The organism is Streptomyces sp. NPDC107575, assembly GCF_055657265.1.
Genome location: NZ_JBVKBG010000006.1, coordinates 458,269 through 478,377, shown reverse-complemented (window position 1 = coordinate 478,377; position 20,109 = coordinate 458,269). Strand labels below are relative to the sequence as shown.

Here is a 20,109-nt window from a genome sequence, read left to right as displayed (position 1 = left end):
CAGGGCCTCCTACGCCGCGACCAGGTACGAGAAGACGGACTCGAGGGACTCGTCGGACGGCGAGACCGTGAGCAGCCGGATGCCGTGCGCCTGCGCGACCTTCGGCAGCAGCGTCGTGAACCGGCCGAAGTCGACGGCCTGGACGTGCAGCGCGCCCTCCTTCAGGTCGACCTCGATGCCCGCCGTGGACGGGTCCGCGATCAGTACGGCGGCCAGGGCCCGGTCGTCGCTGGAGCGGATCAGATAGCGGTGCGGGCGGTCGGTCATCAGGCGGCGGATCTTGCGGAAGTCACCGCTGGCCGCGTGCCGGCCGGCGACGATCACCTCGATGTGCGAGGCGAGCTGCTCGACCTCTTCGAGGATGTGCGAGGAGAACAGGACGGTGCGCCCGTCGTCCCCCATGCGCCGCAGCAGGTCCATGAGCTGCATGCGCTGGCGCGGGTCCATGCCGTTGAACGGCTCGTCGAGCAGCAGCACCGACGGCGTGTGGACGAGCGCGGAGGCCATCTTCACGCGCTGGCGCATGCCCTTGGAGTACGTCGAGATCTTGCGGTCCTGCGCGTACTCCATCTCGACCGTGGCCAGCGCCTCCGCCGCGGCCTTCTTGCCGAGGCCGTGCAACTCGGCGTTCGCGACGACGAATTCACGGCCCGTGAGGAAGTCGTACATCCCCTCGCGCTCGGGGACGATGCCGATGTGCCGGTAGATCTGTTCGTTGCGCCAGATCGGCTGTCCGTCGAGGGTCACCGACCCGTTCGAGGGGGCCAGGAAGCCGCCCATCATGTTGATGAGCGTGGACTTCCCCGCGCCGTTCGGACCCAGCAGGCCGGTGACGCCGGGGCCGATGTTCATGGTGACGTCGTTGACGGCCACCACGTTGCCGAACCAGCGTGAGACGTGGTCGATTTCGATGGCGGTCACAGTCCGACCTTCCGGTAGCGGCGCATCAGCAGCCCGTAGGAGCCGGCGATGAGCCCGAGGACGACGAGCAGGTAGACGAGGCCTTCGGCCGCCGAGGGGCCGTGCGCCCCCGGGAAGGACGAGCTCGCCCCGAGGAAGGCGGTCTGCACTCCGTCGATGAGCGTGATCGGCGAGAAGAGACCCAGCCAGGTCACCGCCCCACCGTTGTCCTGCGCGTCGGCGATCGCCTGGACCGTGGACACCGCGCCGTAGGAGATGGTCAGGACGGCGATGACGGCGGCGATGCCGAACCCGCGGCGCGGGGTGACGGCGGAGACGACGAGGCCGATCCCGGCGAAGAGCAGTGACAACAGCGCCACGGATACCAGTCCTTGGGCGAATCCCTTGGTCTGCTCCGTGAAGTCCAGCTTGGCGAGCAGAGAGCCTACGTAGAGCACGATCAGCGGCGCGGCCGTGAGGATGAACAGGGCCGATGCCATGGCGGCGCACTTCGCGACCACGTAGTCGACGCGCTCGATGGGGCGCGAGAAGTAGAGCGGGATCGACTTGAAGCGCAGGTCGAGGGAGACCGCGTTCGGCGCGGCGGATGCCACGTAGAGGCCGATCACCGCCTGGAGGATGACCGCGTAGCGCGTGTAGTCGACGGGGAGGTCCTTCGCCTTCGTGGCGACGGCCACCGCGACCATGATCAGCGCCGGGACGCACATCACGATGAAGAGCAGCATCGGCAGCACCTTGGACTTGGCCGAGCGGCCCAGTCCGTAGGCACCTCGCAGGCTCTGCGAGAAGAGCGAGCGGCGGGCGTACGCGCGGCCCAGGCGCGGGCCGTCGTAGTGGCGGTAGCCGATGTTGTGGATCTGGGTGGACGCGCGGTCCACAGCGCTTGGCTCGGTGGTCATCGCGCCGCGCCTCCCGTCTGCTGCGATGCGGCGGTGGCCGCCCAGGCGGCGGCGCGCTCGGAGTCCTGCTCCGGCTGCTGCTCGGCCTCGGGGCGGAAGACCTCCGCGATCTGGTGCCTGCGCTGTTCCATCCGGACCAGGCCGAGGCCGAGGTCCGCGACGACGTCGCGCACGACGTCGTACGTCTCCTCGCCCTGCGCCGTGATCAGGACGGTGTGCCCGGCGCCGGGCAGTTCGCCGCCGGTGCTGGTCTCGATGCCGCGCCGGGCGAAGGCCTCGCGGAGCGCCTTGGTGCCGTCCGGGTGTTCGTCGCTGTCGGTGACCTCGATCGCGAGTGTCGCCGTGGCCTGCGTGAAGTCCGTGGTGGAGCTGGAGCGGAGCAGCTTGCCGCCGTCGATGATGACGACGTGGTCGCAGGTGCGCTCCAGCTCGCCGAGCAGGTGCGAGGTGACGAGGACGGAGATGCCGAAGTCGGTGTGCACGCGCCGGATCAGGCCCAGCATGTCGTCACGGCCGACCGGGTCCAGGCCGTTCGTCGGCTCGTCCAGGAACACCAGCTGCGGGTCGTGCACGAGCGCCTGGGCCAGCTTCACCCGCTGCTTCATGCCCGTCGAGTAACCACCCATGGGGCGGTAGCGCTCTTCGTAGAGCCCGACGTGCCGCAGGGTGTCCGCGGTGCGCTCGCGGGCCGCCGTCGGCGGCAGGCCCGACATGCGCGCCATGTGGACGACGAACTCGGTGGCCGAGACGTCCGGCGGCAGGCAGTCGTGCTCGGGCATGTACCCGACGCGCTCCCGGATCTCGGCGCCCTTGGTCGCGACGTCGAGCCCGAGCACTTCGGCGCGGCCCTCCGACGCGGGGGACAGACCAAGAAGAATCTTGATCATGGTGGACTTGCCGGCTCCATTGGCCCCGACGAGTCCGGTCACACCGGGCCCGATGTCCATGGTCAGCCGGTCAAGCGCGGTCACCTTGGGGAACCGCTTGCTCAGGCTTTCGGTCGCGATCACAGTCACGGTTCGACCGTAGTGGCGCAGGCCACACCAATTCGTCAGACCGTGGGGTCGACCTTGTATGAGACCTGAGTATTACGGGGCCCTAGGGGTCCTCCCTGAGTAGACCGTGGGAGATCGCAGCAGACCGTGCACACCCCTTGACGTCGCCGCCGAGCATTGTCACATTCATCAATGTCAAGTTACGAACGCGTACGGCGACGTCCCGGTCACTGCATCGGGGCGGCCGCGACCGGGACGGACGGTGGCATGACCTCAGCGGTGGTACGTGAACTCTCGGCGGAGCTGCGGGGGTTCAGAGAAGTACAGAGGCTCGCGTACGACTGCGCGGAATCGGTCGCGGCGCAGCTCAAGCCGGGCGTGACCGAGCGCGAGGCGGCGCGGATGCAGCGGGAGTGGCTGCGCGAGCGCGGCGTGCGGGACTGGTTCCATCTGCCCTTCGCCTGGTTCGGCGACCGCACGGCGTTCGTGAACTTCCGCGTACCGCTGCAGTTCTTCCCGACGAACCGGAAGCTGGAGGCGGGGATGCCCTTCATCCTCGACATGGCGCCGGTCCACCAGGGATACACCGCGGACATCGGCTACTCGGGCTGCCTGGGCCTCAACCCCGTGCACGACAAGCTGCTTTCGGATCTCGAGGCGCACCGCGAGCTGCTCCTGCGCGAGGTGCGCGAGCGGCGCTCCCTGCGGGAGATCTACGAGGACGTGGAGCGGTTGATGGTCCGCCAGGGCTATGCGAACCGGCACCGGGCGTACCCCTTCGGCGTGATCGCGCACAAGGTCGACCGGGTCAAGCAGCGACGGGTCAACCCCACGCTGTTCGGCTTCGGCACCCAGTCCCTGAAGGGCCTGGCGAGCGACGCGCTGCACGGGCACCGGGACGGCTGGTCGCCGCTGTGGTCGCCGTACAAGTTCTCCGACCACCCGCCGCAGCCGGGTCTGTGGGCGGTCGAGCCCCACCTCGGATTCCGGGGCACGGGCGCCAAGTTCGAGGAGCTCCTCGTGGTCACCGACTCCAAGGACCCGCAGGAGAGCGCCTTTTGGCTGGACGACGATCTGCCGCACGTGCGGCGCTGGGCGGAGGGCATCTGATGACGGACCTGATGAGGATCGACGGCGCGCGCGAGCGCCGGGTGCGCACGGGCGGGATCGACCTGTGCGTCGTCGAGCTGGGGGAGCCCGGCGGGGCCGAGCGGCCGACGGTCGTGCTCGTGCACGGCTATCCGGACTCCAAGGAGGTGTGGTCGGAGGTCGCCGCGCGCCTCGCGGACCACTTCCACGTGGTGCTCTACGACGTACGCGGCCACGGCCGGTCGACGGCGCCGCAGCCGCTGCGCGGCGGGTTCACCCTGGAGAAGCTGACCGACGACTTCCTGGCGGTCGTCGACGCGGTGAGCCCGGACCGTCCTGTGCACCTGGTGGGGCACGACTGGGGTTCGGTGCAGTCGTGGGAGTTCGTCACGGTCAAGCGCACGCAGGGCCGCATCGCGTCCTTCACGTCGATGTCGGGTCCGTCCCTCGACCACTTCGGGCACTGGATCAAGCAGCGCATGAAGAAGCCCACGCCGGCCAAGGTGGGCCAGCTGCTCGGCCAGGGCGCCAAGTCCTGGTACGTGTACATGCTGCACACGCCGGTGCTACCCGAGCTCGCCTGGCGCGGCCCGCTCGGCAAGCGCTGGCCGAAGATCCTTGAGCGCGTCGAGCGGGTGTCGGCGGGCGACTACCCGACGAAGTCGCTGCCCTCGGACGCCGCCCGCGGCGCCTGGCTGTACCGGGACAACGTGAGGGCGCGGCTGCGCCGCCCGCGCGAGGACGCGTACGCGCACGCGCCCGTGCAGCTCATCACGCCGCTCGGGGACGCCTTCCTGTCGCCGAAGCTGTACGACCAGCTGGAGCTGTGGGCGCCCCAGTTGACGCGTCGCGTACTGCCCGCCAAGCACTGGGTCCCGCGCACCCGGCCGGATCAGCTCAGCGCCTGGATCACCGAGTTCGTCACCGCGAACGAGGGGCAGGAGGCCGGGGTCCCCGCGCAGCGGCCCGCGCCCGACGGCAAGCACGCGGACCGGTTCGCGGGTCAGCTGGTCCTGGTGACCGGCGCCGGCAGCGGCATCGGGCGGGCCACCGCGTTCGCCTTCGCCGAGGCCGGCGCGCGCGTGGTCGCGGTCGACCGGGACGCCGAGAGCGCCGCGCGGACCGCCGAGCTGGCCCGGCTCATAGGCGCCCCCGAGGCCTGGGGCGAGACCGTGGACGTCACCGACGAGCAGGCCATGGAGAAGCTCGCCGACAAGGTCGCGGCCGAGTACGGCGTGGTCGACGTACTGGTGAACAACGCGGGGATCGGCCTGTCCGGCTCGTTCTTCGACACTACCCCGGAGGACTGGAAGAAGGTCCTCGACGTCAATCTGTGGGGCGTCATCCACGGCTGCCGCCTGTTCGGCAAGCAGATGGCGGAGCGCGGGCAGGGCGGCCACATCGTGAACACCGCGTCCGCGGCGGCGTACCAGCCGTCGAAGGCGCTTCCCGCGTACTCGACCTCCAAGGCCGCCGTCCTCATGCTCAGCGAGTGCCTGCGCGCCGAGCTGGCCGACCAGGGCATCGGGGTCTCCGCGATCTGCCCCGGCCTGGTGAACACGAACATCACGGCGACGGCCCACTTCGCCGGGGTGGACGCCGAGGAGGAGAAGCGCCGCCAGAAGAAGTCCTCGCGTCTGTACGGGCTGCGCAACTACCCGCCGGAGAAGGTCGCGGACGCGATCCTGGGCGCCGTCGTGCACGACAAGGCGGTCGTCCCGGTCACCCCGGAGGCCCGCGGCGCCCACCTCATGTCCCGGTTCACGCCCAAGGCCCTGCGCGCGGTCGCACGGATGGAGCCACCGCTGTGAGTGCGGGCGACGCCGCGGCGCGGCCGACCGCCGAGTACCGGATCGAGGACCTGGCCCACCACAGCGGGGCCACGGTCCGCACGATCCGCGCCTACCAGGACCGTGGGCTGCTGCCGCGGCCCGAGCGCCGCGGGCGGGCCAATGTGTACACGGACACGCATCTGTCCAGGCTGCGCCAGATCGCCGATCTGCTGGACCGCGGCTACACCCTGGCGTCCATCAAGGAACTGCTTGAGGCCTGGGACGCGGGGCGGGGCCTCGGCGGCGTGCTCGGGCTGGTCGCGGAGGTGGACGGCCCGTGGACGGACGAGCGGGCGGGGCGCATCACGCGCGCGGAGCTGGACGAGCGGTTCGGCGGCGACCCCGACGAGGCCGCCGTTCTGGACGCGGTCGAGCTCGGCGTGCTGGAGCGCGTACCCGGGAAGGACGACGAGTTCCTCGTCCCGAGCCCTCAAGAACTGGCCGTCGCGGCGGAGTTGCATGCGGCGGGCGTGCCGCTGTCCGCAATTTCCGAACATCTACGGGAGTTGAGGGGGCACGTCGAACATATAGCGGCGCGTTTCCTGGAGTTCACCACCGAGCACGTCTTCGCGCGCTATCTCGGTCCGCAGCCGCCGACGGACGCGGAAGCGGCCGAAGCGGCCTCGCTCGTTCGTCGGCTCCGGCCGCTCGCACAGCAGTCCGTGGACGCCGAACTGGCCCGTGCGATGCGGCTGTTCGCCACGCGCCACCTCCGCCACCACCTCGCCGAGGGCACCCCCGCCGAAGTGGTGGACGAGCCGCAGTCCGTCGCCATACCGGCGACGACAATACGGGCCGTACGCAGCCTTGTTGGCCCGGAGCACGTCTCGACGTTCATCTCGGCGGCGGCCGAACGTGAGGTACAGACAAGGACATTGGACACACTTGCCTCAAAGGCCAGCAATACGCCCAGTGTTGGCCAAAAAGGCTTTCCGGCTTGAGAGTTGTCCACAGAATCGCCAACTGGCCTGTGGATAACTGGACTTGGCTGTGGATCAAACATGCGGGCCAAAATTTCTGGATTGAATCCGAAGGAAATCGAGGGGGCCCGAGGGGAAATCGACGGGGATCCGAGGGGGGCCGAGGGCGGGATCCGGGAGTGGGGCCGAGAGGGGGCGGGGAGAGGGCCGGGGAGCGAGCCGGAGAGGGATCCGAGGAGGGGGCCGAGAAGGCCGCGGAGGGGATCCGAAGAGGGGCCCGGGGAAGGGGGTCGAAAAGGGATTGATTCGGGAGGGCATCCGAAGAGAGGGCCGGAGAAGGGGCCGAGAAGGACCCGAGGAGGGGCCGAAGAGGGGCCCCGAGAAGGGCCCGAGGAGGAGCCGAAGCGGGCACCCCGAGAAAGCGCCCGAGAAGGGGCCGAAGCGGGCACCCCGAGAAAGCGCCCGAGAAGGGGCCGAAGCGGGCACCCCGAGAAAGCGCCCGAGAAGGGGCCGAAGCGGGCACCCCGAGAAAGCGCCCGAGAAGGGGCCGAAGCGGGCACCCCGAGAGAGCGCCCGAGGGTCGGTTCGCGATGTGTCCGGGGAGCTCGGAGAGAGGCCCGGCGTGATCCCCGCCAGAAGCTGCGGCGGAAGCCCCGGTAAGACCTCCGGCAGTACCCCGGGACCTCCCCGGCAGCACCCCGGCGGCACCCGGTAAGCGCCCCGGGCGAGGTGTCGGTGGAATCCGCATACGCTCGCAGGTATGAACGAGAACGCTCCCGCCACGCCCCCTCGCCCGCTGCGCCTGAGCACCGTGATCCTGCCCCACCGGCGCTGGCACGAGGGCGCCCGCGAGACCTGGCTGCGCGCGGAGGAGCTGGGATTCCACACCGCGTACACGTACGACCACCTGTCCTGGCGCGTGCCGTTCCGGGACGGGCCGTGGTTCGGGGCGGTCCCGACGCTGACGGCCGCGGCCACCGCCACCGAGCGGATCCGCCTGGGCACCCTCGTGACCTCGCCGAACTTCCGGCACCCCGTCACCCTCGCCAAGGAACTGCTCACGCTCGACGACATCTCCGGTGGCCGGATCACGCTCGGAATCGGCGCGGGCGGCACCGGCTTCGACGCGAGCGCCCTCGCGCACAGCGGCCAGGAGCCGTGGACGCCGCGCGAGCGGGCCGACCGTTTCGCGGAGTTCGTCCCCCTGCTCGACCGGCTGCTCACCGAGGACACGGTTTCGTACGACGGGACGTTCTACTCGGCCGGCGGCGACGTCGGCGCGCAGAACATCCCGGGCTGCGTACAGCGCCCCCGGCTGCCGTTCGCGGTGGCCGCGACGGGGCCGCGCGGCCTGAGGCTCGCCGCGCGGCACGGGCAGGCGTGGGTGACCACCGGCGACCCGAAGCTGTACGAGACGGGCACCCCGGAGGAATCGATTCAGGCCATTCGCGGGCAGGTCTCGAAGCTGGCCGCCGCATGCGAGGCCATCGGCCGTGACGCGGACGAACCGGACAAGATCCTGCTCACCGGATTCACCCCGGACCGCACCCGCCCCCTCACCTCCGTCGACGCCTTCGTGGACTTCGCGGGCAGGCACCGGGAGCTGGGCTTCACCGAGCTCGTCCTGCACTGGCCGATCCCCGACACCGCCTTCGCCGCCGACCAGAAGACCTTCGAGTCGATCGCAACGGAGGCCCTGGCCCAACTCGACTGAGTCGACTGAAACGGACTCCGTCACACCGGAATCCGGGCGGGGCGCATGAGCCAGGTGCGTACTCATATGTGCGCCCCGCAGCACGCCCGTGCGCGCATATGCGCGACCATGGGTCGGTGACCTCACCGACTCCCGGGCCCCGGACTCCGGCCCCCTCCGCCCCCACGCCCCGGCTGATCGCCACCGACCTCGACGGAACGTTGCTGCACGACGACAAGACCGTTTCGCCGCGTACGGTCGCCGCGCTCGCCGCCGCGGAGGAGGCCGGCATCGAGGTCTTTTTCGTGACGGGCCGCCCGGCCCGCTGGATGGATGTCGTCAGCGACCATGTGCACGGCCACGGCCTGGCGATCTGCGGGAACGGCGCCGCCGTCGTGGACCTGCACGGCGGCGCGGGAGAGCACCGTTTCGTCAAGATCAGAGAGCTGACGGTCCCGGACGCCCTCGACGTCGTCCGCATCCTGCGTGCGACCGCCCCGGGCACCACGTTCGCCGTCGAGCGCACCGGCGGCCTGCACCACGAGCCGACGTACCCGCCGCTGCACCTGGACCCCGGGGAGACCGTCGCCCCCGCGGAGAAGCTGCTGGCCGCCGACTTCGAGGGCGCGGCCGTCGCGGACCAGCCGGTGCTCAAGCTCCTCGCGTACCACCCGGAGCTCGACCCCGACGCGTTCCTGGCGCTGGCCCGCGCGGGTGTCGGCGACCGTGCGGCCATCACCCGGTCGAGCCCGAGCGCGCTTCTGGAGATCAGCGGCCCCGGCGTCTCCAAGGCGAGCACGCTCGCCATGTGCTGCGCGGAGCGCGGCATCGCGCCCGCCGAGGTGGTCGCCGTCGGGGACATGCCCAACGACATGGAGATGCTCGCCTGGGCGGGCACGTCGTACGCGATGGGGAACGCGCACCCCGAGGTCCTGGCCATGGCGAGCGGCCGCACCGCGACCAACAACGAGGACGGCGTCGCCCGCGTCATCGAGGACATCCTGGCCGCGCACGCCCCCGCCCGGTAGCCGCAGTAGCCGCACGGCGCCTACAGCTTCACGTGGCGCTCGGCGAACCACTTCACGGGGTCCACCCCGGACCCCAGATACGGCGTGAGCCGCACCTCGAAGTGGAGGTGCGGCCCCGTCGAGTTGCCGGTGGTGCCCGACTGGCCGATCCACTGGCCGGCGCGGACCTTCTGCCCCTGGTCGACGGTGACCGCGGCGAGATGCGCGTACTGCGTGTAGTAGCCGCCGGGGTGCCGCACGACGATCTCGATGCCGAAGGCGCCGCCGCAGGACACGCTCACCACGCGGCCCGCGCCCGCCGAGCGCACCGGTGTGCCGATGTCGACCGCGAAGTCCTGTCCGGTGTGCCGGTGCGACCAGCGCTCGCCCGCGCTGTCGAAGCCCGCGGACAGCTCGTACTTCTTCACAGGGGGCAGCCACGCGCGCGTAGTTGAGTTTTTCGGCTCCTTGAGGCGTACGGCGCCCCTGCACCTGCCCGCGGCGACCGACGTGTCCGCCTGCCCCTGGAGCTGCCAGCGCGCCGCTTCGAGCTTGCTTTCGATGCCCTTCTTAAGAAGAACGAGCCGTGCGTTGCGTGCCTTCAATGAGCGCCACGCGTCCGCCGCCCTGCGCTGTCCGTCCGCGAGCCGGTGCTCGGCGCGTCTGCTCTTGTCCACGGCGTTGTTGAGGGCCAGATCGGCCTGCCAGACCGCCCGTTGACCGTGCATCAGCTTTTCTGGGTTCCCGGCGAGCAGCATCTGCGCCGTGATCGGGATGTCGCCGCCGCTGCGGTACTGGGCGCGGGCGATCCGGCCGAGGTCCTCGTGCAGCGCGGAGATCTGCCGCCGCTCGCGCACGAGCAGCCGCTCCATCGAGCGCGCCTTCGCCTGCTCCGCGGAGGCGGCCTTGCGGCCCGCTTCGTAGCGCTGCGTCGCCCTGGACGCCTCCTCGTAGAGGCGCGCGACGTCCGCGCTCGCCTCCGGGCCCTCCGCCCCCTGGGAGACCGTGGGCGGGCCGCCGAGGGCCACGAGGGCGCACAGCAGCACAGGGAGGACGAGCGATGTGGCGGTGCGGCGGGGTCCATGACGCATGCATCGGATCGTCGACCGCCGCACGCCGGGCTTCCTGCGGAGCTGGTACGGGCGAGGGAACGGGTGCCCCGTACGGCTCAGGAACGTACCGCCAAACCGGGGCCGGCGGCACCCGCGGCGCTCAGGCGGGCGGCACCCGCAGTTCTCAGTGGGGCGCCTGCCACACCACCGTCGTCCCGGCCCCGTCGAGCCCCGGCCCGTACCAACTGGCCCCGCCGAGCGATTCGGCCCGCTTCCGGAGGTTCTTCAGGCCGCTGCGTCGCCCGCCCTCCTTGATGCCCACGCCGTCGTCCGCGACCGTCAGGCGGACGCCCTGCTGCCCGTCGGGGAGGATCACTCCGGCGTCGACGACGACGTCGATGCGGTCCGCCTCCGCATGCCGGAACGCGTTCGAGAGGGCCTCGCGCAGCGCCGCGATGAGGTGCTTTCCGGTGAGCTCCCCGACGACCGTGTCGACCGGTCCGAGGAAGCGGTGCGAGGGCTTGAACCCGAGCGGCACGGCAGCCATGTTGATCTCGCGGAGCACCTTGGTGCGCAGCCCCGACGGCGCCTCGGCAGGACCCTGCTGGAGCGCGAAGATCGCGGTGCGGATCTCCTGGATCGTGGTGTCGAGCTCGTCGACCGCCTTGCCGACGCCGGTCTGCACCTCGGGCACCACGGAGCGGCGCTGCGCGGTCTCCAGCATCATCCCCGTGGCGAAGAGGCGCTGGATGACGAGGTCGTGCAGATCGCGCGCGATCCGGTCGCGGTCCTCCAGGACGGCGAGGCGCTCCCGGTCGCGCTGCGCGTCGGCCGAGACCAGGGCCAGCGCGGCCTGGGAGGCGAACTGGGTGGCCAGGGTGCGCTCCGCCTCGCTGAACGGACGCGCCCCACGCGCGCGGGTCATCACCAGCGTCCCCAGGACCCGTCCGCCGCTCTGGAGGGGCAGCATCATGGAAGGCCCGTAGTCCCGCGCGAGTCCGGTCAGCATGCGGGGGTCGGTGGCCGCGTCGTCGACGAACACGGCGTGTCCTTCGAGCAGTTCGGAGATCACCTCGCTCTCCGGCGGCACGATCACGCCGAGCACGCCGGAGGGCTCGTCCGAGTCGACGGCGACGATCTCCATGCCGCCCTCCTCCGCGGGCAGCATCACGATGCCGGCCGCCGAGTCCGAGAGGTGCCGGGACTGTTCGGCGACCACCTGGAGCGCGTCGTCCGCGTCACCGCCCGACAGGAGCGCGGTGGTCACCGCCACGGAGCCGTCGATCCACCGCTCGCGCTGCTTGGCCGCTTCGTAGAGGCGCGCGTTGCCGATGGCGATGCCCGCCTCCGTGGCGAGCACCCGGACCATGTTCAGGTCGTCGTCGTTGAACTCGCCGCCGCCGTGCTTCTCCGTGAGGTAGAGGTTTCCGAAGATCTCGCCCTGTACGCGGATGGGGAGGCCGAGGAACGTGTGCATCGGCGGATGGTTCGCGGGAAAGCCGCAGGAGCGCGGGTCGTCCGCCAGGTTCGCGAGGCGCACGGTCACGGGGTCGTGGATGAGCGCGCCGAGCAGTCCCTTGTGGCCGTCGGGCAGCCGCCCGATGAGCTTCGCGGTCTCCTCGTCGACCCCGGTGTAGACGAAGTCCGAGAGCCCGTCGCCGTCCTCGGCGACGACGCCGATCGCGGCGTATTTGGCGTCGGTCAGCTCGGCGGCCGTCTCGCAGATCCGGTCGAGCGTGGTGTGCAGCTCCAGTCCCGTGCCCACGGAACGCATCGCTTCCAGGAGCTGCGGCAGCCGCGCGGTCAGCTCGGCCGACAGGCCGTGAAGGCTGCGGGTCGCCTGCGTCGCCGCCTCCAGGGAAGCCGCGGCGGGCTCGGCGGGAGACGGGGCGCCGGGGTCCGTGGGTGCTGCCATGCGACGAGCCTAATTAGTACCAATTGCCGAGGAAAGTCGGGATCCGGGTGGGCGGCGGAGCCGAGGCGGGCGGGGCGAGCGGGTCGAAGCGGCTGAGCGGGCGGGTCGAGCAGGCCGAGGCAGCTGAGCGGGCGGGGCGAGCCGGGTCCTCAGTTCTCCGCACCGGCCAGGGCCTCCGCCGCCCCCTCCCGGAGCCACAGCTCCCGAAGCGGCCCGTCGGCCGCGGCCAGCTCGGCGTACGGACCGCGCTGGGCGACCCGCCCGCCGTCGAGCACGAGCACCTCGTCCACGGCCTCCAGACCGGCGAGCCGGTGCGTGATCAGCACCGTCGTCCGCCCCCGCGTGACATCCAGCAGGTCAGCGGTGAGCGCGTCCGCCGTCTCCAGGTCGAGGTGTTCGGCGGGCTCGTCGAGCACGAGGACGGGGAAGTCGGCGAGCAGCGCGCGGGCGAGCGCGAGCCGCTGCCGCTGGCCGCCCGAGAGACGCGCGGCGTGCTCGCCCACCAGGGTGTCGAGCCCGGTCGGCAGCGCCTGCGCCCACTCCCGAAGACGTACGCGCCCGAGCACCGCCCACAGCTCGTCCTCGGTGGCGTCCTTCTTGGCCAGGAGCAGGTTCTCGCGGAGGCTGCTGTCGAAGAGGTGCGCGTCCTGGGCGCACAGTCCGACGAGCCGCCGGACCGCGTCGCCGTCGAGGTCCGCCGCGTTGACGCCGCCGAGCGTGTACGTCCCGGCGTCCGCGTCGAGGAAGCGCAGCAGCACCTGGGCGAGGGTCGTCTTGCCCGACCCCGACGGGCCGACGACGGCGACGCGGCGGCCCCGCTCCAGCGTCAGGTCGAGTCCGGCGAGCGCGTCCCGGTCCTGGCCCTCGTAGCGGGCGGTGAGGCCACGCACGACGACCGGGAAGGGGTCCTGCGGCGCCCGCGCGGGCCGCTCGGGCTCCCGTACCGGTTCCGGCGCGTCCAGGACCTCGTAGACGCGCTCGGCGCTCTTGTGGACGCGCTGGCGGTGCTGCACGGCGAGCGGCAGGCCGAGCACCGCCTCGAACGCGGCGAGCGGCGTCAGGACGACGACCGCGAGCGACACCCCGTGGAGCTGCCCGGTGCGTACGCCCTGGATGCCGACGAGCGCGGCCGCCGCCACGGTCAGGCCGGTGATCAGTGCGGTGAGCCCGTCGCCGAGCGCGGTCGCGGTGGCCGCGCGCGAGGCGATCCGGGTCAGCACGGAGTCGGCTTCGGTGGCCTCCTTCGTACGTCGCGGCAGGGCCCCCGAGACGGTCAGTTCGGCGGTGCCGGTGAGCAGTTCGGCCGCCTTCGTGGCGAGCACCCCGCGCGCGGGGGCAAGGCGTCGCTCGGCGCGCCGGGACACCGCGCCGGACAGCAGCGGCACCCCGATCCCGGCGAGCAGCAGCCCCACGGCGAGCACGGCGCCCGCGGCGGGCAGCAGCCACGCGGTGAACGCCACCGAGCCCGCGCCCACGAGCGCGGCGGCCGACGCGGGCAACAGCCAGCGCAGCCAGTAGTCCTGCAGCGCGTCCACGTCCGCGACGAGCCGGGAGAGCAGGTCGCCGCGCCGCTGCGTGCGCAGTCCGGCGGGCGCGAGCCGCTCCAGGCGCCGGTACACGGCGACCCGGGTGTCGGCCAGCATCCGCAGCACCGCGTCGTGCGACACGAGCCGCTCCAGGTACCGGAAGATGGCCCGTCCGATGCCGAAGGCCCGCGTGGCCGTCACCGCGACCATCAAGTACAGCACCGGTGGCATCTGCGAGGCCCGCGAGATCAGCCACCCGGACGTCGCCATCAGGCCGACCGCGCTGCCGAGCGCGAGGGCGCCGAGCAGCAGGGCGAGGGCGAGCCGCGAGCGGCGCGGCCTGGCGGCGGTCCGCAACCGTGCGAGCACGTGCCGCCGGTCCGCCGGCGCGTCGCCCCGTACGTCCACCGGTGCGCTCTCGACTGCCTCGGTCAGTGCCTGCCCGCTCGTGCTCCCCTGCACCGCGCCGCGCGCCTGCGCCGGTACCGCGGCGCCGGGCGCCTCGATCCGTACGACCCGGTCCGCGACGGCGAGCAGCGCGGGCCGGTGCACGACCAGCAGCACGGTCCGCCCCACGGCGAGCCTGCGCACCGCGTCGACGATGCCGGCCTCGGTCTCCCCGTCGAGCGCGGCCGTGGGTTCGTCGAGCAGCACGACGGGCCGGTCCGCGAGGAACGCCCGCGCCAGCGCGAGCCGCTGCCGCTGCCCGGCCGAGAGCCCGGCGCCGTCCTCCCCGAGCTCGGTCGCCGTGCCCTCGGGCAGCGCCTCGACGAACTCCAGCGCCCCGGCCTCCCGCAGCGCGGCGAGCACCGCGGCGTCGTCGGCCTCCGGTCGCGCGAGCCGGACGTTGTCCGCGATCGACCCGGCGTACAGCTGCGGCCGCTGCGGAACCCACGCCACGCGCGCGTGCCACGCCTCGCGCGACACCTCGGCGAGATCGACGCCGCCGGCCGAGATTCGCCCGCTACAGGGGCGTACAAAACCCAACAGGGCACTGATCAGCGTCGACTTGCCCGCTCCGCTCGGCCCTACGAGGGCCACGGTCTCGCCCGCGGCGACCTGGAAGGAGACGTCGGAGACGGCCTCCGAGGACCGTCCTTCGTAGCGGACCGAAACGCCTTCGAATCCGATTCCGCCGGCCGTGGGGACGCCCCGCGTGCCGTCCTCGGGCAGCGGCGACTCCAGGACCGCGAAGATCTCCTCCGCCGCGGCGAGCCCTTCGGCCGCCGCGTGGTACTGCGCGCCCACCTGCCGCAGCGGCAGATACGCCTCGGGCGCGAGCACCAGGATCACGAGCCCGATGTACAGATCCATCTCGCCGTGCACGAGCCGCATGCCGATGGTCACGGCGACGAGCGCGACCGACAGCGTGGCCAGTAGTTCCAGCGCGAACGAGGAGAGGAAGGCGATCCGCAGGGTGCGCATCGTCGCCCTGCGGTACTCGCCGGTGATCTTGCGGATGGACTCGGCCTGCGCCTTGGCGCGGCCGAACACCTTCAGGGTCGGCAGACCGGCGACCACATCCAGGAAGTGCCCCGAGAGCCGGGACAGCAGCCGCCACTGGCGGTCCATCCGGGACTGGGTCGCCCAGCCGATGAGCATCATGAAAATCGGGATGAGGGGCAGGGTGCCGACGATGATCGCCGCCGACACCCAGTCCTCGGTGACGACGCGGGCGAGCACCGCCACCGGGACGACCACCGCGAGCCCCAACTGCGGCAGATAGCGGGAGAAGTAGTCGTCGAGGGCGTCCACGCCGCGCGTCGCGAGCGCCACCAGGGACCCGGTGCGCTGCCCGCTCAGCCACCCGGGACCGAGCAGCGCGGCCCGCTCCAACAGCCGCCTGCGCAGCTCCGACTTGACCGCCGCGCTCGCCCGGTGCGCGGCCAGCTCGGTCAGCCAGGCCACGAGCCCGCGCCCGGCCGCGACGGCCACCAACAGGAGCAGTGGGGTGCGCAGTCCGGCCACGTCGAGGCCGTGCTGGAACGCGCCCACCACGATCTCGGCGATGAGCATCGCCTGCGCGATGACCAGGCCCGCCCCGGCGGCGCCCAGGGCCACCACCGCGATCAGGAAGAGGCGGGAGGCCCGGCCGTACCGGAACAGGCGCTGGTCGATCGGTTTCACGTGAAACACACCCTCACGTAGTGGCGGGAGCTCAGTGCGCTTCGGCAGGCATGTGGTTCGTGCCGAGCCGCTTGCGGAACACCCAGTAGGTCCAGCCCTGGTAGAGCAGGACCAGCGGCGTCATGATCCCGGCGACCCAGGTCATGACCTTCAGCGTGTACGGACCCGACGACGTGTTGTCGATCGTCAGATTCCACGCCTCGTTGAGCGAGGACGGCATGACGTTCGGCACCAGCGCCAGGAAGATCACCGCCACCACGGCCGCGATCGCGACCCCGTTGAAGGTGAAGGCCCAGCCCTCGCGCCCCTTGGCATTCGTCGCGAGCGTTCCGAGCAGTCCGACGACCGCCACGGCGAACGCCGCCGCGGTCCACGCCGTCCCGCTCTCGACCTGGATCCAGGCAAGGAATCCGCCGCCGAGCAGCACGGTGGCCACACCCGCCTTCGTCGCGAGCGCACGCGCCCGCACCCGGATGTCGCCGACCGTCTTCAGCGCGGTGAAGACGGCCCCGTGCAGTGTGCACACGGCGGTGAAAGCGAGCCCGCCGAGCAGTCCCCACCAGGTCAGCAGGTCGGCGGGCGAACCGGCGAAGTCCTGCTGGGAGTTGATCGGCACACCGTGCACCATGTTGGCGAACATCACGCCCCACAGGAACGGCAGCAGCAGCGAGCTGACGAAGAGCACCAGCTCCCAGTTGCGCTGCCAGCTCTCCTCCGGCCGCTTGTGCCGGTACTCGAAGGACAGCACCCGCACGATCAGCAGCAGCAGCGCGATCACGAGCAGCAGGTAGAAGGCGCTGAAGAACGTCGCGTACCAGATGGGGAACGCGGCGAACATGGCGCCGGCGGCGGTCAGCAGCCAGACCTCGTTGCCGTCCCACACGGGGCCGATGATGTTGATCAGCACGCGCCGCTCGGTCCTGTCGCGCGCGAGCAGCCGCGTCAGGATGCCGACCCCGAAGTCAAAGCCTTCGAGGAAGAAGTAGCCGGTCCACAGAACGGCGATCAGAAGGAACCAGAAGTCGTTGAGGCCCATGGCGCTTTCTCCTCTCAGTACGCGAAGGTCAGTGGCTTGTCGGCATCGTCGTCGTCATCGGAGTCGTCCCCCGAAGGACCACGCAGCTTCGGGTCCTTGGTGGGCGGCTCCTCGTCCGTGTCAGGACCCTTGACGGCGTACTTCTTCATCAGCCGTACGTTGATCCAGAACAGCACCGCGTACAGCAGGGTCAGCGCGGTCAGCGAGATCGCCATCTCGGTCTGGCTGACACCGGGGGAGACCGAGTCGGCGGTCTTGAACAGTCCGAAGACGGCCCAGGGCTGACGGCCCATCTCGGTGAAGATCCAGCCGATGGAGTTGGCGATGAAGGGGAAGATCAGCGAGGCCATGCCGACCCGCCAGCCCCACTTCGTGACGGTCGGGCCGAGTTCCTTCTTGTTGGTGAGCATCAGCTTGGGGATTTCGTCCTCACCCCTTCGATGCTCGGGCAGCAGCCATCGCTTCTTCCGCGTCAGCCAGAACCCGGCGCCCGCGGCGACGGCCGCGGTGAGCCCGATGCCGATCATCAGGCGGAAGCCCCAGAAGGTGACGAAGATATTGGGGATGTAGTCCTCGGGCTGGCCGCCGTACTTCTCGGCCTCGGCCTTGGCCGTCTCCTGGATGCCCGGGACACAGCTGGTGAAGTTGCTGTCGGCCAGGAAGGACAGCAGGCCCGGAAGCTCTATCTCGACGGAGTTGTGGCCCTTGGTCACGTCACCGACCGCGAAGATCGAGAAGGGCGCCGGGCATTCGGTGTCCCACAGGGCCTCGGCCGCCGCCATCTTCATCGGCTGCTGCTTGAACATCACCTTGGCCAGCTGGTCACCGGAGAGGGCGACCAGAACACCCGCGATCATCGTGGTGACCAGGCCGAGCCGCAGCGAGCTGCGCAGCGTGATGGTCCGCTTCCGGTCGACCTGCTCGCCGGCGTCCTTCTGCTTCTTGATCTTCCAGAGCAGGAAGCTGGCGATGCCGATCATGAAGGCTCCGCCGGTGAGGAAGGCGGAGGAGACGGTGTGCGCGAACTGGACCACCGCGGTGTTCTGGAAGAGGACGTGCCCGATGTCGTTGAGCCGGGCCACCCCGGTCTGCTTGTCGATCTCGTAGCCGACCGGGTGCTGCATCCAGGAGTTGGCCGCCAGGATGAAGTAGGCGGAGGCCAGCGTGCCGATCGACACCATCCACATGCAGGCGCAGTGGAGCTTCTTCGGCAGCTTGTCCCAGCCGAAGATCCACAGCCCGATGAAGGTCGACTCGAAGAAGAAGGCGATCAGCGCCTCCATCGCGAGCGGGGCACCGAAGACGTCCCCGACGAACTTCGAGTAGTCCGACCAGTTCATGCCGAACTGGAACTCCTGCACGAGACCGGTCGCGACACCGATCGCGATATTGATCAGGAAGAGCTTCCCCCAGAACTTCGTGGCGTGGAAGTACTTCTCCTTGCCCGTGCGCACCCACGCCGTCTCCAGGCCCGCCGTGAGCGCGGCGAGGGAGATCGTCAGCGGGACGAACAGGAAGTGGTAGACGGTGGTGATGCCGAACTGCCATCGCGCCAGGGTCTCCGGCGCGAGGGCGACCGTTGTCGGGTCCACTGCGTCTTCTCCTTACATCGCCGTGGTCACAGCGGCAGTTTGCCCCTTTAATCCCACAAATCCCGGGAGGAACCGGGACACGCTTGTGAACGCGTTCACATTCACAAGCATTATGTCGTACTGGTGGTCGGCATACGAAGGGGGGGTCCCCCGTTAATCCGGGAGACCCCTGTCACTACGATCCGCGCGCCAACGCGCGGCGCCCTACAGCTCCTTGCGGAACTCCTCGGCCGTCCGCAGGAAGATGTCGTTGGCCTCCGTCTCCGCGATGGTGGTGCGCACACCCTCACCCGCGAACGGCCGTACGACCACGCCCGCCTGCTCACAGGCCGCCGCGAAGTCCAGCGTCTTCTCCCCCAGCCGCAGCCACACGAAGTTGGCCTGCGTCTCGGGCACCGTCCAGCCCTGCGCCCGCAGCCCTTCGACGACCCGCGTGCGCTCGGCCACCAGCGAGCCGACCCGGCCGAGCAGCTCGTCCTCCGCGCGCAGCGAGGCGACCGCCGCGTCCTGGGCGAGCTGGCTCACGCCGAAGGGGACCGCCGTCTTGCGCAGCGCCGCCGCGACCGGCTCGTGCGCGATGGCGAAGCCCACACGCAGGCCCGCGAGCCCGTACGCCTTCGAGAAGGTCCGCAGCACCGCCACGTTCGGCCGGTCCCGGTAGATCTCGACGCCGTCCGGCACCTCGGTGTCGCGGATGAACTCGCGGTACGCCTCGTCGAGGACCACCAGAACGTCGGAGGGCACCCGGTCGAGGAACCGCTCGAGCTCGGCCCGGCGGATGGCGTTGCCCGTGGGGTTGTTGGGGTTGCAGACGAAGATGAGGCGCGTACGGTCCGTGATCGCGTCGATCATGGCGTCGAGGTCGTGGTCCTCGTCCGGCGTGAGCGGCACCTGCACCGACTTCGCGCCGCTGATCTGCGTGATGATCGGGTACGCCTCGAAGGACCGCCAGGCGTAGATGACCTCGTCGCCGGGGCCCGAGGTCGCCTGCAGCAGCTGCTGCGCGACGCCGACCGAGCCGGTTCCCGTGGCCAGATGGCTGACGGGCACACCGAAACGGTCGGACAGCTCGTTCATCAGGCCGGTGCACGCCATGTCCGGGTACCGGTTGAAGGTCCCTGCGGCCGCGATCGCCTGCTCCATCACGCCGGGCAGCGGAGGATACGGGTTCTCGTTGGAGGACAGCTTGTACGCCACCGGCCCCCCGGCAGCGGCCGGCTTTCCTGGCTTGTAGGCAGGGATCCCCGCCAGCTCCGGGCGCAGCTTGGGGTTGATCTCGCTCACCGCAGTCCTCCTTGTGGGCACCGTTCCAATACTGCTCACCTTAAGAGGATTCGCCGCATGCCCCAATGGCCCGGGTCCCGACCCCTCCCAAGGCGTGCGGAGAGGGGGGAGCGCTCCTCGCCCTGGCGCGCGCCGGTGGCTCGCGCCGTGGCGCGCATCACCCGTGAAGGTGAGTTGAGACCTACTCGCAACATCGCCGACTTGGCAGGCCCATGCGCGAC

General features: G+C 70.8%; 14 protein-coding genes. 5 read left to right on the top strand and 9 right to left on the bottom strand.

Annotated features, from left to right (window positions below; all coding sequences use genetic code 11):
• Positions 1-9: 9 nt before the first annotated feature.
• Genes ACZ7L4_RS31625 through ACZ7L4_RS31615 form a run of 3 tightly spaced genes read right to left on the bottom strand, consistent with a single transcriptional unit; the run spans position 10 to position 2,830 of the window.
• On the bottom strand, positions 10-921 hold the full coding sequence (locus ACZ7L4_RS31625) for an ABC transporter ATP-binding protein (protein ID WP_472107949.1): 912 nt from the start codon (positions 919-921) through the stop codon (positions 10-12).
• Positions 918-1,820, bottom strand: coding sequence for an ABC transporter permease subunit (locus ACZ7L4_RS31620; RefSeq protein WP_450811466.1), 903 nt, complete (start codon positions 1,818-1,820; stop codon positions 918-920). Before ACZ7L4_RS31620 ends, ACZ7L4_RS31625 begins: the two co-directional genes overlap by 4 nt.
• The gene (locus tag ACZ7L4_RS31615) at positions 1,817-2,830 is read right to left on the bottom strand and encodes an ABC transporter ATP-binding protein (RefSeq protein WP_472108164.1); all 1,014 of its coding nucleotides are present in this window, start codon (positions 2,828-2,830) and stop codon (positions 1,817-1,819) included. Before ACZ7L4_RS31615 ends, ACZ7L4_RS31620 begins: the two co-directional genes overlap by 4 nt.
• A gap of 252 nt (positions 2,831-3,082) precedes the next feature.
• On the opposite strand from ACZ7L4_RS31615, the gene ACZ7L4_RS31610 reads away from it, so the two are divergent.
• The 5 genes from ACZ7L4_RS31610 to ACZ7L4_RS31590 all read left to right on the top strand — a co-directional run bounded on the left by ACZ7L4_RS31610 (position 3,083) and on the right by ACZ7L4_RS31590 (position 9,377).
• Positions 3,083-3,925, top strand: coding sequence for a M24 family metallopeptidase (locus ACZ7L4_RS31610; RefSeq protein ID WP_472107948.1), 843 nt, complete (start codon positions 3,083-3,085; stop codon positions 3,923-3,925).
• A gap of 11 nt (positions 3,926-3,936) precedes the next feature.
• On the top strand, positions 3,937-5,715 hold the full coding sequence (locus ACZ7L4_RS31605; RefSeq protein WP_472108162.1) for an SDR family oxidoreductase: 1,779 nt from the start codon (positions 3,937-3,939) through the stop codon (positions 5,713-5,715).
• Positions 5,712-6,677 carry a MerR family transcriptional regulator gene (locus ACZ7L4_RS31600; protein WP_472107946.1) on the top strand — a complete coding sequence of 322 codons (966 nt, stop codon included), beginning with the start codon at positions 5,712-5,714 and terminating at the stop codon, positions 6,675-6,677. The genes ACZ7L4_RS31605 and ACZ7L4_RS31600 overlap by 4 nt, the downstream gene beginning before the upstream one ends.
• 739 nt (positions 6,678-7,416) lie before the next feature.
• Positions 7,417-8,370: an LLM class flavin-dependent oxidoreductase gene (locus ACZ7L4_RS31595; RefSeq protein WP_472107944.1), complete on the top strand. Its 954-nt coding sequence runs from the start codon at positions 7,417-7,419 to the stop codon at positions 8,368-8,370.
• Between the two features lie 98 nt (positions 8,371-8,468).
• Complete coding sequence (locus ACZ7L4_RS31590; protein ID WP_472107942.1) at positions 8,469-9,377, top strand: HAD-IIB family hydrolase; 909 nt, start codon at positions 8,469-8,471, stop codon at positions 9,375-9,377.
• Between the two features lie 20 nt (positions 9,378-9,397).
• Here ACZ7L4_RS31590 and ACZ7L4_RS31585 read toward each other — a convergent pair whose 3' ends face one another.
• The 6 genes from ACZ7L4_RS31585 to hisC all read right to left on the bottom strand — a co-directional run bounded on the left by ACZ7L4_RS31585 (position 9,398) and on the right by hisC (position 19,888).
• Positions 9,398-10,447 (bottom strand): M23 family metallopeptidase, encoded by a 1,050-nt coding sequence (locus tag ACZ7L4_RS31585; RefSeq protein WP_472107941.1) that lies wholly within the window; start codon positions 10,445-10,447, stop codon positions 9,398-9,400.
• Between the two features lie 145 nt (positions 10,448-10,592).
• A complete protein-coding gene (locus ACZ7L4_RS31580; protein WP_472107940.1) occupies positions 10,593-12,323 on the bottom strand; it encodes a GAF domain-containing sensor histidine kinase in 1,731 nt (576 codons plus the stop codon).
• A 149-nt stretch (positions 12,324-12,472) separates the two neighbouring features.
• On the bottom strand, positions 12,473-15,976 hold the full coding sequence (gene cydD / locus ACZ7L4_RS31575) for a thiol reductant ABC exporter subunit CydD (RefSeq protein WP_472107939.1): 3,504 nt from the start codon (positions 15,974-15,976) through the stop codon (positions 12,473-12,475).
• Between the two features lie 31 nt (positions 15,977-16,007).
• Complete coding sequence (cydB, locus tag ACZ7L4_RS31570; RefSeq protein ID WP_472107938.1) at positions 16,008-17,012, bottom strand: cytochrome d ubiquinol oxidase subunit II; 1,005 nt, start codon at positions 17,010-17,012, stop codon at positions 16,008-16,010.
• 14 nt (positions 17,013-17,026) lie between these two features.
• The gene (locus tag ACZ7L4_RS31565; protein ID WP_472107937.1) at positions 17,027-18,604 is read right to left on the bottom strand and encodes a cytochrome ubiquinol oxidase subunit I; all 1,578 of its coding nucleotides are present in this window, start codon (positions 18,602-18,604) and stop codon (positions 17,027-17,029) included.
• A gap of 204 nt (positions 18,605-18,808) precedes the next feature.
• Positions 18,809-19,888: a histidinol-phosphate transaminase gene (gene hisC / locus ACZ7L4_RS31560; protein ID WP_472107936.1), complete on the bottom strand. Its 1,080-nt coding sequence runs from the start codon at positions 19,886-19,888 to the stop codon at positions 18,809-18,811.
• Between the last annotated feature and the right edge of the window lie 221 nt (positions 19,889-20,109).